General features: G+C 62.3%; 13 protein-coding genes. 5 read left to right on the top strand and 8 right to left on the bottom strand.

The genetic code is table 11. The features are described 5' to 3' along the window. Nucleotides 1-89: 89 nt before the first annotated feature. The 4 genes from AADW18_RS11320 to oleC all read right to left on the bottom strand — a co-directional run bounded on the left by AADW18_RS11320 (nt 90) and on the right by oleC (nt 3,533). Complete coding sequence (locus AADW18_RS11320; protein WP_337343492.1) at nt 90-251, bottom strand: DUF1328 domain-containing protein; 162 nt, start codon at nt 249-251, stop codon at nt 90-92. Between the two features lie 59 nt (nt 252-310). Then, complete coding sequence (oleD, locus tag AADW18_RS11315) at nt 311-1,324, bottom strand: 2-alkyl-3-oxoalkanoate reductase (RefSeq protein WP_337343491.1); 1,014 nt, start codon at nt 1,322-1,324, stop codon at nt 311-313. After that, complete coding sequence (locus AADW18_RS11310) at nt 1,321-1,767, bottom strand: endonuclease domain-containing protein (protein WP_337343490.1); 447 nt, start codon at nt 1,765-1,767, stop codon at nt 1,321-1,323. Before AADW18_RS11310 ends, oleD begins: the two co-directional genes overlap by 4 nt. A 128-nt stretch (nt 1,768-1,895) precedes the next feature. Beyond that, entirely contained in the window at nt 1,896-3,533 is a 1,638-nt protein-coding gene (oleC, locus tag AADW18_RS11305; protein WP_337343489.1) for an olefin beta-lactone synthetase, read from the bottom strand. Between the two features lie 53 nt (nt 3,534-3,586). Here oleC and AADW18_RS11300 point away from each other — a divergent pair, with 53 nt between their 5' ends. Then, on the top strand, nt 3,587-3,982 hold the full coding sequence (locus tag AADW18_RS11300) for a YkgJ family cysteine cluster protein (RefSeq protein ID WP_337343488.1): 396 nt from the start codon (nt 3,587-3,589) through the stop codon (nt 3,980-3,982). 286 nt (nt 3,983-4,268) lie between these two features. Then, nucleotides 4,269-5,114, top strand: a complete 846-nt coding sequence (locus tag AADW18_RS11295) for a trypsin-like serine protease (protein WP_337343487.1) — start codon at nt 4,269-4,271, stop codon at nt 5,112-5,114. 81 nt (nt 5,115-5,195) lie between these two features. Here the strand turns inward: AADW18_RS11295 and AADW18_RS11290 are convergent, their stop codons facing one another. The 4 genes from AADW18_RS11290 to AADW18_RS11275 form a co-directional block, all read right to left on the bottom strand. After that, on the bottom strand, nt 5,196-6,128 hold the full coding sequence (locus AADW18_RS11290; RefSeq protein ID WP_337343486.1) for an alpha/beta fold hydrolase: 933 nt from the start codon (nt 6,126-6,128) through the stop codon (nt 5,196-5,198). Between the two features lie 64 nt (nt 6,129-6,192). Further along, nucleotides 6,193-7,209, bottom strand: coding sequence for a 3-oxoacyl-ACP synthase III (locus AADW18_RS11285; protein WP_337343485.1), 1,017 nt, complete (start codon nt 7,207-7,209; stop codon nt 6,193-6,195). 129 nt (nt 7,210-7,338) lie between these two features. Further along, nucleotides 7,339-7,662, bottom strand: a complete 324-nt coding sequence (locus tag AADW18_RS11280) for a DUF4156 domain-containing protein (protein ID WP_337343484.1) — start codon at nt 7,660-7,662, stop codon at nt 7,339-7,341. A gap of 106 nt (nt 7,663-7,768) precedes the next feature. Then, nucleotides 7,769-10,645 (bottom strand): pitrilysin family protein, encoded by a 2,877-nt coding sequence (locus AADW18_RS11275; RefSeq protein ID WP_337343483.1) that lies wholly within the window; start codon nt 10,643-10,645, stop codon nt 7,769-7,771. Between the two features lie 138 nt (nt 10,646-10,783). Here AADW18_RS11275 and AADW18_RS11270 point away from each other — a divergent pair, with 138 nt between their 5' ends. From AADW18_RS11270 to trmL, 3 genes are all read left to right on the top strand, one after another. Beyond that, complete coding sequence (locus tag AADW18_RS11270; RefSeq protein ID WP_337343482.1) at nt 10,784-11,488, top strand: SDR family oxidoreductase; 705 nt, start codon at nt 10,784-10,786, stop codon at nt 11,486-11,488. 734 nt (nt 11,489-12,222) lie between these two features. Next, nucleotides 12,223-12,609, top strand: a complete 387-nt coding sequence (locus tag AADW18_RS11265; protein WP_337343481.1) for a hypothetical protein — start codon at nt 12,223-12,225, stop codon at nt 12,607-12,609. 163 nt (nt 12,610-12,772) lie between these two features. After that, the gene (gene trmL / locus AADW18_RS11260) at nt 12,773-13,252 is read left to right on the top strand and encodes a tRNA (uridine(34)/cytosine(34)/5-carboxymethylaminomethyluridine(34)-2'-O)-methyltransferase TrmL (protein WP_337343480.1); all 480 of its coding nucleotides are present in this window, start codon (nt 12,773-12,775) and stop codon (nt 13,250-13,252) included. The last annotated feature ends 40 nt before the right edge of the window (nt 13,253-13,292 follow it).

Genomic DNA, 13,292 nt, shown 5'->3' with positions numbered 1-13,292 from the left:
GCAACGTCGGGCGTCTAGCAGAGTTAAGTCTGCGTCGTCTCTGCAAGACGCCGGTGACGTTGCCGCTATAGGACTTCTACCTTGCCGGACTACGGGACACTTCGCCCGCGCAGCAGGGAGATAATGGCCAGGACCACGAATACGACGAACAGGATCCAGGCGATATTGCTGGCTGCCCCAGCAATGCCGCTGAAGCCCAGTACGGCCGCGATCAGGGCGATGACGAAAAAGATGACGGCGTAACGCAGCATGGGAACTCCCGGAAGAGGTCGTGCCGGATCGGCGCGAACTCATGGTGGGGAATCCCCGGTCACGACCGGGTGACGAGCTTGTTTGCTTGAAGTGATTCCTTCAACTTGGTGAGCCCGGCGTTAAACGACACACGCGGAACGTAGCCAAAGTCTCGGCGCGCGGGCGCCATGTCATACCAGTGCGAGGTGCTGAGTTGTTCGGCCAGGAACCGGGTCATGGGCGGTTCGCCTTTCAACGGCAACACCGTCCATAGCGCTTCGCACACCACGCCGATGCGGTAAGCGGCCTTGAAGGACAGCGATTTTTCCGCCCGCGGCGCACTCGCCGCATCAAGCAAGGCATTGAGCAGCTCACGCATCGGCAACGGCTCGCCGTTGGAAATGAAGTACGCCTTGCCTGCGCATGCCGCCCCCGGTGCAAGGTGATCGAAAGCATCGAAATGTGCTTGCGCGGCGTTGTCGATATAAGTGGTGTCGACCAGATTGTTGCCATCACCGACGATACGCAAACGCCCGGCTTCCGCGCGTTGGACCAGACGCGGCAATATCTGGTGATCGCCGGGACCCCAGATCAGCCGCGGCCGCAAAGCGATCGTCGCCAGGTTGGCATCGTTGGCCGCCAGCACGGCTTTTTCCGCGATGGCCTTGGTGGTGGCGTACGGCGCCTTGAAATCATCGCCGTAAGGAACGGTGTCGGCGGTGCCGCCTTCCACCGGATGAGTGGCGCGATGGGTGACGCTGGGCGTGGAGGTATAGACCAATTTGCCGATGCCGTGCTGACGGCAGGCAGCCAGAACATTCTCGGTGCCCACCACGTTGGCCTGGTGGTAACTCTTGTAACTACCCCAGGCACCGGCCTTGGCCGCGTTATGGAAAATGGCATCGACACCTTGCGCCGCATGCATGACCGCATGCGCGTCGGCGAGATCGCCCTGCACTTGTCCAATACCCCACTCGCTCAGCAGCGGATAATGGCCACGATTGAAGCTGATGACGTGGTGACCGCGCTCGACCAATCCGCGGCAGAGTGCCTGGCCCAGGAAACCGCCACCACCGGTGACCAGTATTTTCATGTTTTGTTGCCTTTGCTGTTGTCCCCCTCCCTTGCGCGTAGCGCAGGGGAGGGTTGGGGTGGGGTGCTGTTGCTTTTGCCGTAGCTTTTGCTTTTGCCGTCGCTGCTGATCGATGTCAACGCCCGCAGAATGTCTTCAAGCACAGCCTCTGTCTGTACTAGCGCCTCGTTGTTCCAGTAACGCAGTACGCGATAACCCTTCGCTTGCAACATGCCGGTCCGGCGCTCGTCGTACGCGATCTGGGCACAGTGCTGTCCACCGTCGAGCTCGACGATCAACTTCGCCTCTGGGCAAAGAAAGTCCGCAATATAACCGGCAACCGGAACTTGTCGCCGGAACTTGAAGCCTGCCAATTGCTTCAGACGCAGGCGCTGCCATAAATGGCTCTCGGCTTCTGTCGCGCCATTACGCAGCTCACGGGCGTTACGACGTAGCTCATCCATCGCGTGTGATCTCCTATTCGATTTCCAATCGTTTGCCGTGGAGCAAAGGCAAGTGCAGGAGCAAAATCAAGAGCACCCCTTCCCGGCCCTCCCCTGCGCTGTGCGCAAGGGAGGAGAAGAGCAGAGCGCTATGCACCTATTTTCTCTTTCGCCCATACCGCCAATTTCTCGCGGCCGATCTTCGCATTGTGGCGAATGTCCACAGGGAAACCGGGATGACGAAGAAAAGTATCGATACCCGCGGTATGCGGATGGCGCGCCGCATGCGCGCGCAGTTCTGCTTCGATACTGGCTTGCGCACCGGGAGCGCCGGCTTCAAGTTCGTAGCACAGCACGGGCCGCTGCCGACCCGATTCGCCTACACCCACCAACGCGGTACGGCGAACGCCTGGCACAGTGTTGAATACCGGTTCCACCTGCTCGGTATATAGCGGGCCATCCACGGTTTCCACGCGCTGCGTCTTGCGTCCGCAAAACCACAAACGACCTTCGCCATCGAAATAGCCCACGTCGCCCATGCGGTGGACGATGCGTTCGCTGCCATCGGCAAGGCGTTCGCGGATCTTTGCGGCGCGGGTAGCGGCTTCACGGTTGAAATAGCTGTCAGTGGCGGTCGGCCCCGCGACGGTAACCTCGCCGACTTCGCCTTGCGGCAACACAGCATCGCCGGACCAATCAGGAATCGCCGCATCGACGATACGAATGATGCGGACCTGGTTGGGCGGCACCGGCCGGCCCACGCAGGTGCCGGCGCCCTGCTCGGTCGCTTGGCGCGTGCTCTGCAACTCGCGTCCTTCGATCACCGCCACCGGCAGGCATTCGGTGGCGCCGTACGGGGTCCAGAACTGCGCTGTTTCCGGCAACAGCTTGCGCATTTTCGCCACCACTTCGGGCGGCACCGGAGCCCCGGCGGAAGTCACGCGTTGCACGCCGGGCAGCGGCTCGCCGTGGTCGGCCAGTACCCGCATCAAGGCCGGCGAACCGAACAGCTGGGTGACGCCGAACTGGCGGATCGCGGCATGCAGCTTGCGCGGGTCGGCGCTGGCGGGCCGCGTGGGATCCATGTCGGGAATGACCGATGTCAGCCCGAGCGCGGGATCGAACAGGGCGAACGGTGGAAACGTTGGCAGGTCCACGCCGCCCGGCTGCATGCCGAACGCTTCGCGCAGCAGTTCGATCTGCGCGACGAAATGCCGATGGCGGTACACCACGCCCTTCGGCACGCCGGTCGAGCCACTGGTAAAGAGAATGCCGGCGACTTCATCCGGATGCGTGTCGGCCAACTGCGCACGGGCGCCTGCGCCTGCGCCTTCGATCTGCGCCAACGTGGTGCCACCCCAGCCAAACCGGCGGCCTACCGTCACCACGCGCTTGGCGCTGCGCGCCCACCCCAGCAGCAAACGCGCGACGTGAGCCAGCGGAATGCCGATGAAGGCTTCCGGTTGCGCTTCGTCCAGGCACTGCTTCAGCGCGCGCTTGTCGATGCCCGGGTCCACCAATACCGGCACTGCGCCTATCTTGAACAACGCGAACATCACCAGGAAGAACTCCGGCGTGGGCCGCACCATCACCACCGTGCGAACACCGCGGGCGATGCCGTATTGGCTCAATCCAGCGGCGATCGCATCGCTGCGCGCGTCCAGGTCGGCATAGGTCAGCGCGGAGTCGTATCGACCGCTGCCGTTGGGACAATGGATGGCGACTTGCGTCGGGCGTTCGAGGGCGAGCCGCGGCAGGCTGGCGGCAATATTGCAGGGTTCGTTCATCCCGCCATTGTCGCCGCTAGACCCCGCTTGCGTCAGCCAATGAAGTCGGCAGAATGGCGCGCCCGCCCGTTTCTCTCGCGCACCGCCCGAGCTCCATGCATCCCTGCCTATCCTGCGGCGCTTGCTGCGCGCACTTCCGCGTCACTTTGCACTGGTCCGAAACCAGTGCCGAACTAGGCTTCGGTACGCCACCCGAACTTACCGAGCCATTCGGTCCGCACCAGCAAGTGATGCGAGGAACCTGGCAGCGCCAGCCGCGCTGCGTTGGTCTGCAGGGGATCGTTGGCGAAGAAGCGCACTGCGGCATTTATTCGCGGCGGCCGTCCGCCTGCCGGGAACTGTTTGCCGCGTGGGAAAACGGAAAACCAAGCGCCCAATGCGACCGTGCGAGGCAGGCTTATGGGTTGATGCCCTTGCAGCCGGAGGATTGGCTGCATTCTTCTCCGTAGGAGCGGCGTCCCGCCGCGAGCTCTTTCCGCCAGATCGCGATAGAAGCGAAGAGCTCGCGCCGAGACGGCACTCCTACAAAGCAAGACAGCGCTCCACCCTGTCCTTATCTTGGATGCATGTCCAAGAATCGAGGACGTCGTGTCAGCACGCGATGCATTGCTCGAAGTCACTGCGGAATTCAGCCCGCATCCCCTGGAGAAGGCTCAGATTTCTCCAACGCGGTATAGGCCAAACGCTCGGCAGACGGCCGGGGACTCATCCGCGATTGCTGGAGAAGAACCGTTCATGCATGGGATATCCCGTTTTCAACGCACTTTCCTGCGTCTAGCTGCATTCGCAAGTCTGGGGTTTGTCGCCGCTGCTCCCGCCATCTCCGCGCCACGCATTATCGGGGGCACCGACGTACCTGATGGTCGCTACCCTTTCCTCGTGGATATCGAACTTCGTCCGACGGCCAGCGACGACTGGCGCCACAACTGCGGCGGCTCACTGATCGCTCCAGACTTGGTCGTGACGGCGGCGCACTGCCTGCCCGGTTCTCACGGCACGCCAGCGGATGCGCAAATCCGCTTGGTATTCGGACGGACCGACCGTAGCCACCCTCCGGAACAGGTGGCAGAAGGCGACGGCCTGCTGGCCATTGTTTTTCACCCCGAAGCCGGAACGGGTGTTCCCAATCGGGATGCAGGTTTGATCGTGCTTCGCGACCCCATCAACAATATCCAGCCGGCGCGGATCGCCAACCATTCCAGCTTTTATCGCCCGGGCCTTACCGCGACCGTGGCGGGTTGGGGCTACACCGAAGATGGCGTGCTGCCGCAGCGTATGCGTGAGGTGGACGTCGCTTTGCTCCAGCCCGAGGCATGCCGCTCACTAACGTCTTTTTCGCGACCGACATCGGTTGTACCCCCGCTGTGCGCCGGCTTCGGTGGCTCGGGCGGCCCAGGTGTGTCGGGCGGCGATAGCGGCAGCCCGCTATTCCTTCAGATACCTCGTACGAACGACGTGATTCAGTTGGGCTTGGTGAGCGGAGTCAGTCCCGTCCTGCCAGACGGCTATACCAATCTATTGGATCCGCAGATGTGGAAAGGCCTGCTCGATGCGGCAGCACTAGGCAAGCCCACCGATTGACGCCGTTGCAGCCGGAGGATTGGCTGCATTCTTCTCCGTAGGAGCGGCGGGACGCCGCTCCTACGGCCGAGGACGGCGCTCCTACAGCGGATGCGTATCCAGGAAGCGGCGGATCGCCGGGATCAGCACCTCTTGCTTGTCTTCCAGCACGTAATGGCCGGCGTCTTCGAAGGCATGCACTTCGGCGTCGGGCAGCGCCGCGCGGAAGCCGGCCAGGAAGTGATGGTCGAACACGAAATCCTTCAAACCCCAACCGATGAAAGCCGGGCGATCGGTGAACTCCGGCAACCGGCGTCCGGCTTCTTCCACCAGCGACCAAGCTTTGTCGCCCGGCGCGAGCGGAATGTCCTGCATGAAACGCAGGGTGCTGATGCGGTTGTCCCAGGTGTTATAGGGCGACACGTAGGCACTACGTATGTCGGCCGGCATCTTGGTTTCGACACCCAGATACGATGCGCCGGAAGAAAACGCATTGAAGGCGCGAATGATGAAGGCACCGAATTTTGAATCGCGCCCCAAGGAAAGTTGCCAAGGCATCGGCTTCGCCGACGGCAACGGAAAGGCGGCGGTGTTGAGGATCACCAACCGCTTCACCTGTTCGGCATGCGACAACGCCCAGCCGAAGCCGATCATGCCGCCCCAATCGTGCACCGCCAGCGTCACTGGCCCGGTGATTCCCAGATGATCCAGCAGCGTTCGTACGTCGTCGACGCGTGATTGCAACGTGTAGTCGTAGCGGCTGTCGTCCGGCTTGTCCGACAGGCCCATGCCGATGTGGTCAGGCACGATGCAGCGATATTGTTTGTGGGAAGCAGGTTTGTGGGAAGCAGGCTTACCGGAAGCGGGATCGCTCAATCCCGACACCAGATTGCGCCAGTAATAACTCCATGACGGATTGCCGTGCAGCATCACCACGATCTCGCCATCGTGCGGGCCTTCGTCGAGATAGCTCATCGAAAGACCGGGACGGACCTGGAATTTTTTTGGCGTGAAGGGATAGCCGGGAAGATTCATTGCACGCTACCGCGGTAAAGAAAAGGGCCGGCGAACCGGCCCTAGAAGTACTTGTGTCCGAGTTTTACCAGACCACTTCCGCCATCGAGCAATTCAGGCCCGAGCCGATGCCCAGCAGGGCGATGCGGTCGCCTTTCTTCAGGCGGCCCAGTTCCTTGAGCTTGCTCAGCACGATCGGCACGCTGGCCGGACCGATGTTGCCGTGCTCGCCAAAGATGGTCAGCACTTTCTTGGGGTCGATGCCGAAGGCCTTGATGAAAGCGGCCGTGTGCACCTGGCTGACCTGGTGGATGACGAACTGGTCCAGTTCGTCCACTGCCCAGCCCAGCGCCAGCTTGGCAGCGACGAAGGTCTTCTGCGCCAGCTTCAGGCCTTCAATCAGCAGCATGCGGGTGTCGGTGACCATGCGGTCCAGGTTACCGCGGCACAGCGAATTCCACTGGGTGGCCGCCTTGGTCACGCCGCCCTTGTAACGCGGGGCGTCCGGTGTCAGTTCGGTGCGCGACATCACCATGGCGGCGGCGCCACAGCCCAGCGTCAGCGTGGCCAGTTCGTTGCGGAACTGTTCCTCGGTGACGTCCGGGGCGGTCATGCGCTCCATGGTCTTCTTGTAGGCGAGGTTGGCGGTTTCGCCATCCACCACCAGGGCATAGTCGATTTCGCCCCGCTCCAGCATGCGGGCGGCGATGTCCATGCCGTTGATGAAAGCCAGGCAGGCGTTGGCGACGTCGAAGTTCTGGCAGTTCTCGCCCAGGCCCAGGTTGCCGGACACGATGCTTGCCGTGGACGGTTCCAGGTAATCGCGACTCACCGAGGTGTTGACCAGCAGGCCGATCTTTTCCGCCGGTACGCCGGCGTCCGCCAGCGCCTTGCGGGCGGCCAGCGTGGCCACGTCCGAGGCCAGCTGATCGTCATCCCACAAGCGACGGGCATGGATGCCCGCGATATCGCCCAGCACATCGGTCTTTATACCGAGGCGCAGCAGGGTGGGCTTGAGCTGTTCGTTGATATCGTGCGACGTCAGCGTATGCGGCGCATCCACGTGCGCCAGTCCCGCGATGGAGACATTCTGGAAGAGCATCGAAGTTAGCGCCAAGGCTTAGGCGGAGGGGTCGACAAGGTTACCGGCTTCCACTCTTCACCGCATCTTTAGATTTGGCGTGGAATCGGCCTTGCACAGCGATAAACGTGACGCACATCACATTTAATGTCAACGCCCGCCGCAACTGTAAGCCGCAAAACGTTGCTCGCCGTCGGCCGGGTCGCCCAGCGGCTGGATGGTGTCGGCCTGGATGCCCGGCGCCTCATTGCGGGCCAGCGTCTCCAGTTCGTCGCGGACGCGCAGCTGATTGCGCTCGTAGAAAGCGACGCTGTCCTTGACCGATACCGCCACTTCGCCGCGCTTTTCGCAGCCGGCCGGTGCCGCACCCGCCGCGACCACCCGGACCTGCTTGGCGCCAGGCGCCAGCTGCACCCAGGTACAGCCGGACAGGGACAGGACGAGCGCTATGGAGATCGATATGGCAAAACGCATCGGGGCGACCTGAGAGTGATTAGTTGAGGGGGATTCTGCCGCAGTCGTAATGAATCGCGGGCGATGGCCACAAAACTCCCCGCGGGTCGCGGGGGATTGGGGCCGCTCAGTTCTTCGGCTTCGCCACCGCTTTACCGTCGGCATCCAGCACGCTGACCTCGCCCAGGCCCAGCGCGCGGACCGGTTGCTCGATCTTGCTCAGGTCGCCCACCACGACCCAGGTCAACGCACCCGGCTGCAGGGTCTTGGCCGCCGCGGTCACGTCGGCTGGCTGGATGGCTTCGTTGCGCGCCTTGTACTGCAGGATGTAGTCGTCGGGCCGGCCGTAGCGCTGATTGCTGGCGATCTGGCCCAGCACCGCCGTGGCGGTTTCGTACGCCCCTGGCAACTCCAGCGTGTTACTGGCGCGGACCTTGGCAATTTCCGCGGGTGTGGCGGGTGCCTCTCCCTTGGCGAAGCGGGCGATTTCCGCCTGCAGTTCCTTGGCCGAGTCGGCTGTCCGGTCGCTCTGCACCGCGGCGGAGGCAAACCAGGGACGTTGGCCCAACGTATTGGTCGCGTTGCTGTAGGAACCGTAGGCCCAATGCTTGTCTTCGCGCAGATTCATGTTGAGGCGCGAGGTGAACTGTCCGCCCAGCACGCCGTTGGCGAAATCGAAATCTATCGTGCCGGCATCCCGTGTCGACGGCACCAACTGTCCGACATAGATGTTGGACTGAGTAGCGCCCGGCTGATTGATCAGGAAGACCCGCGGCTTGGCCGGCAACGCCACCGGATCCACTTCCGGGACGGCGGGTGCATTGCTCGCCGTGCGCCAATCGCCCAAGCGTGCTTCCAACAGCGGCACGATCTGGTCCAGAGACGTATCGCCCACGATCACGATCCGCGCCTTCTCCGGTTGCAACCAGGTCTGGTGGAAGCTCTTCAGGTCGTCGCGGGTCAACGATGCGATGGATGCTTCGGTGCCGCTGCCGGTGAACGGAATGGCGTAGGGGTGGCCTTGTCCGTAAAGCAGCGGCGGCAGGATGCGCATCGCCGCGGTTTGCGGACGGGCCTTTTCCTGCTTGATGCCGGCGATCCACGTGTCGCGCACGCGCTCGATCTCGCTGGCGTCGAAGGTGGGGCGGCGTAGCACGTCGGCGTACAGATCCAGCGATTCGGTCAATTTGTCCGTCAACGCCGACAAGCTGACGGAGGCGTAATCCAGACCGGCGCCGACATTGATTTCGGCCCCCAGCGCCTCTTTGCGCGCGGCCAGCTCCAGCGCGCTGTAGTCGCCGGCGCCTTCGTCCATCATCTGCATGGCGAAGCTGGCACGGCCCAGTTTGCTTCCCAGGTCGGTGGTGTAACCGCCGGGGAATTCCATGCTCATCTGCACTACCGGCGTTTCATGACGCTCGGCCAGCAGCACCTGCATGCCGTTGGAAAGCGTTGCGCGCTGCACCGCCGGGAACTTCAGATCCGGGAAGCGCTCGGTCTTGGGCACACCCTGGCTGCGGTCCACATCGGTCTTGACCGTCTTGAACTTGGGATCCGGCGCGGGAATCGCGGCCGGCGCTGTTGCGGGCGCCGCCACCACGCGTTCGGGCAATGACGATGCCGGTGTTTCACTGGGCTGCACCACCAGCGTGTGCGAACCAGCGCCCAGCCAACGTTGCGCCGCGGTGCGAATGCTCGCCGGCGTGGCGGCATTCAATTCCTTCAATTCATCCTGATAGCAGTCCGGCTTACCTTGATAGACGGCGCAGGACGCCAGCACATCGGATTTGCCGCCGAAGCCGCCGATGCGCTCGACGCCGCGCACGAAGCTGGCGCGCCACAGGGTACGTGCCTGCTCGACTTCCTCCGCGGTGGGTCCCTCGCGGGTCAGGCGCTGGACTTCCTCATCCAGGATCTTCTCCACCTTGGCCGGATCCACGCCTTCCTTCACCGTCGCGGTGACAAAGAACGTGCCGCTGATTTCACTGCTCCACGCATAGGCGCTGACTTGGTCGGCCAGTTTGTCCTGGTGTACCAAGCGGGCGTCCAGCCGCGAGGATGAGCTGCCGCCGAGCACCTGCGCATACAGGTCCAGCAAGGTCGCATCCGTCGTACCCATTTCGGCCACCGGCCAGGCGCGATAGATGCGCACCTGCGGCACGCGATCCGGCACGATTTCGCGCGTTTCCTGGGTGCGCTTGGGAATACTGGTCTTCATGTCCGCCAAGGTGGCACTGGCGGAAATGTCGCCGAAGTAACGCGTCACCTTCTCCTTCGCGGTCTTCAGATCGATGTCGCCCGCCAGCACCAGCACGGCGTTGTTGGGGCCGTACCAGCTGCGGAACCAGGTCTTCACATCGTCCAGCGTGGCGGCATCCAGGTCGGCCATCGAACCGATGGTCTGCCAGCTGTACGGATGTCCGACCGGATACAGCGCCTCGAAGATCTTGGCGGTGATGCGGCGGCCGTAGGGCTGGTTTTCGCCCTGGCGCTTTTCGTTCTGCACCACGCCGCGTTGCTCATCCAGTGATTTCTGATCGATCGCACCCAGCAAGTGGCCCATGCGGTCCGATTCCATCCATAGCGCCATGTCCAGCGCGGTAGTCGGCACGTTCTGGAAATAGTTGGTGCGGTCTTGGTTGGTGGTGCCGTTCTGATCGGTGACGCCCACCAGTTCGAAGGGCTCGAAGAACTCGCGCTTATGGTTTTCCGAACCCTGGAACATCAAGTGTTCGAACAGATGCGCGAAGCCGGTACGGCCAGGTTGCTCGTTCTTGCTGCCGACGTGATACCAGAGATTCACTGCCACGATCGGCGCTTTGCGGTCGGTATGCACGATGACCCGCAGACCGTTGGGCAACGTGAACTCCTGGAAGGGGATGTCGATTTCCGCGCCCGCCGCGGGTTCGGCCTGCGCCACCTGCGGCAGATAGAACAGACCGCCAAGTGCGGTGGACAAGGCCATGGCGAGCAAGGCCACGCGCGGCCGGCGGAATACAGTCATCAGACACCTCTTCTGCTATGTATTGGACAAGCGACCGCCGATGCTAACCGCCGCATGCCGTCATTACACTAGGCCACAAGGCATGGCGTCTCCAAAGTTCTCTCATATAAGTTCTCTTGCCTATATAAGGAACGGCATATGGATCGTCGGCACTGTCTGGTTACCGGGGCGAATCGCGGCCTGGGCCTGGAGTTCGTCCGCCAGCTGTTGGGGCGGCGTCACCATGTGGTCGCCACCTGCCGCCATCCGGGCAAGGCCACTGCCTTGAATACCTTGGCCGGCGAATATCCCGGACGCTTGCACGTATTGCCGCTGGACGTGGCCGAACCCCGGAGCCACGCGGAGCTGGCGCGCGAACTGGCGCTGGTCGCCGATGGCGAAAAACTCGACCTGCTGGTCAACAATGCCGGTGTGCTGCGCGGCGGCGAACGCTTCGGTCAGGTCCAGCCTGCGGATCTGGAAGCGAGTTTCCGCACCAATGCCATGGGGCCTTTCCTGCTGGTGCAGACGCTGGCCTCGCAGATCGCGGACGGCGGCACCGTGGCCAATATTTCCTCCGAAGTAGGTTCGATTGCGTTACGGCAGGAATTCCGCACACCCAGCTACGCCATCGGTAAAGCTGCTCAGAACATGGCGACTTCGCTATTGGCCCAGGCGCTGGCATCGCGCCGCATCAAGGTGGTCGCCCTGCATCCGGGCTGGGTGCAAACGGACATGGGTGGCGAACACGCCGCGTTGACTGCGCAGGAATCGGTCGCCGGACTGTTGCAGGTAATCGATCGCTTGGATGAAGACAATTCCGGCGAATTCCTGGATTGGCAGGGTCAGACGCTGCCCTGGTGACAGAGCTAATGAGCCGAACCGTGGGGCTCGACTCATCCCCGTAGAGCGGAGCTGCGCCTCGCGATAGCACCGGGTCCATTGCAGTAAGGCCGTCGCAACGGCAGGCGATAGGCGAATAGCCAGCTTTACAAAGCTCTTGTAGAGCGGAGCTTGCTCCGCTGCTCTCGCTTTTCCGCTATCGCCTTTCATGAGGCGTGGACCGAAGAGCAGCGGAGCAAGCTCCGCTCTACGACGAGCGCCCTAGCGGCTATTCGCTATCGCCTGCCGTTGCGACAGCCTTATTGCTACCGAATCGGTGCTATCGCGAGGCGCAGCTCCGCTCTACGACCACCGTGCGGGGCACGTTGCAACCGTTTCCGCCTAAACAGCATCCAAACCCTTGTATGAGGTTTTTGACCGGATATCGGCGCTTGCGGCGTGTCTGAGTCACAAATCCCCCACCCCGCCGTCTTAGTTCCCACAAGGGCGGCAAGAAGAACGGCAACTCGCCGGACAGTCCGAACGGACAGCGGACACTCCAGATGAAATATATTTCTCTTAAAAATTAACTACTTACAGTTGGCACGACTTCTGCGTTACTCCTAGCGAAAGAAAGAAGTCCTGTCGCAACACTGAACGACAACTGAATACAAGAACTAGAAACACAAGTTCTGCTTGATCTGTCTGATTAGGTGTACTACCTTACTACCACACCACCGCTCCACAACATCAAAACATTACTACAGAGGCCCGACATGAACACCAAGACCCTGCTCCCCCTGACCGCCGCCGCCGTGTTCGCCCTGTGCGCCGGCTCGATGGTTATCTCCGCCACTCACGCCGACAACAACCACTACGCTGCCGAAGCTTCCGCCGCTACCCACATCGTCACCCTGCCCGCCGTGTCGGTGAAGCCGGACCCGGCTGACCTGGCCTACTTCCAGACCTACAAGAACGTCAAAGTGGTTGATCTGGCCGCTGTGAACGTCCGCCCCACCACCGAAGACATGGCTCACTACCTGGCCAACCAAGCGGTGCGTATCGTCGATATGCCGGTTGTGACCGTACGTCCTTCGGCGGAAGACATGCAGGAATTCGCTGCACAGGCCGGTGCATTGGCTGGTCGGTTCGCAGCACGCTGAGCGCTTGAGCAACACCTTCATCGCTTCATGCCTTAAAGCGTCACGATTCAACAGCGCTCAGCATCAACGCAACCGCTTCAATGCAAGCCACATCACGTAACCTGCAGTAGATCTTCCCGCCGGATGTCGTCACGGGCGCAAAGCGCCACGTAGAATCCGCGCGATGACACCCGAATTCGATATCGACGTACTGCTGTACCAGCCGGAGATTCCCCCGAACACCGGCAACGCGATCCGCCTTTGCGCTAACACCGGCGCGCGGCTGCACCTCATCGAACCGCTCGGTTTCGATCTGGAAGATAAGCAGCTACGACGCGCCGGTCTGGACTACCACGAATATGCGCGACTGCAGGTGCACGCCTCGCTTGAGGCGGCACTTGCCAGCGTGAAGCCACAGCGCCTGTTCGCCCTTAGTACCCGCGGTACCCAACGCTACGACCAGCCCCGCTACCGATCGGGCGACGCCTTTTTGTTCGGCCCGGAAACCCGCGGCCTGCCGCAGGACGTACTGGACGCGCTGCCCGCCGAACAACGCCTTCGCCTACCCATGCGGCCACAGAACCGCAGCCTCAACCTGTCCAACAGCATCGCCGTGGTGGTGTTCGAGGCATGGCGGCAGATCGATTTCGCCGGCAGCGCCTGAACGTCCCGCATTGTAGGAGCGGCGTCCCGCCGCGAGCTCT

The organism is Pseudoxanthomonas sp. CCNWLY206-1, from assembly GCF_039710385.1.
Taxonomy (GTDB): Bacteria; Pseudomonadota; Gammaproteobacteria; order Xanthomonadales; family Xanthomonadaceae; genus Pseudoxanthomonas_A.
The sequence above is the reverse complement of the archived record's forward strand: the minus strand, read 5'-3'. Positions and strand labels throughout refer to the sequence as shown.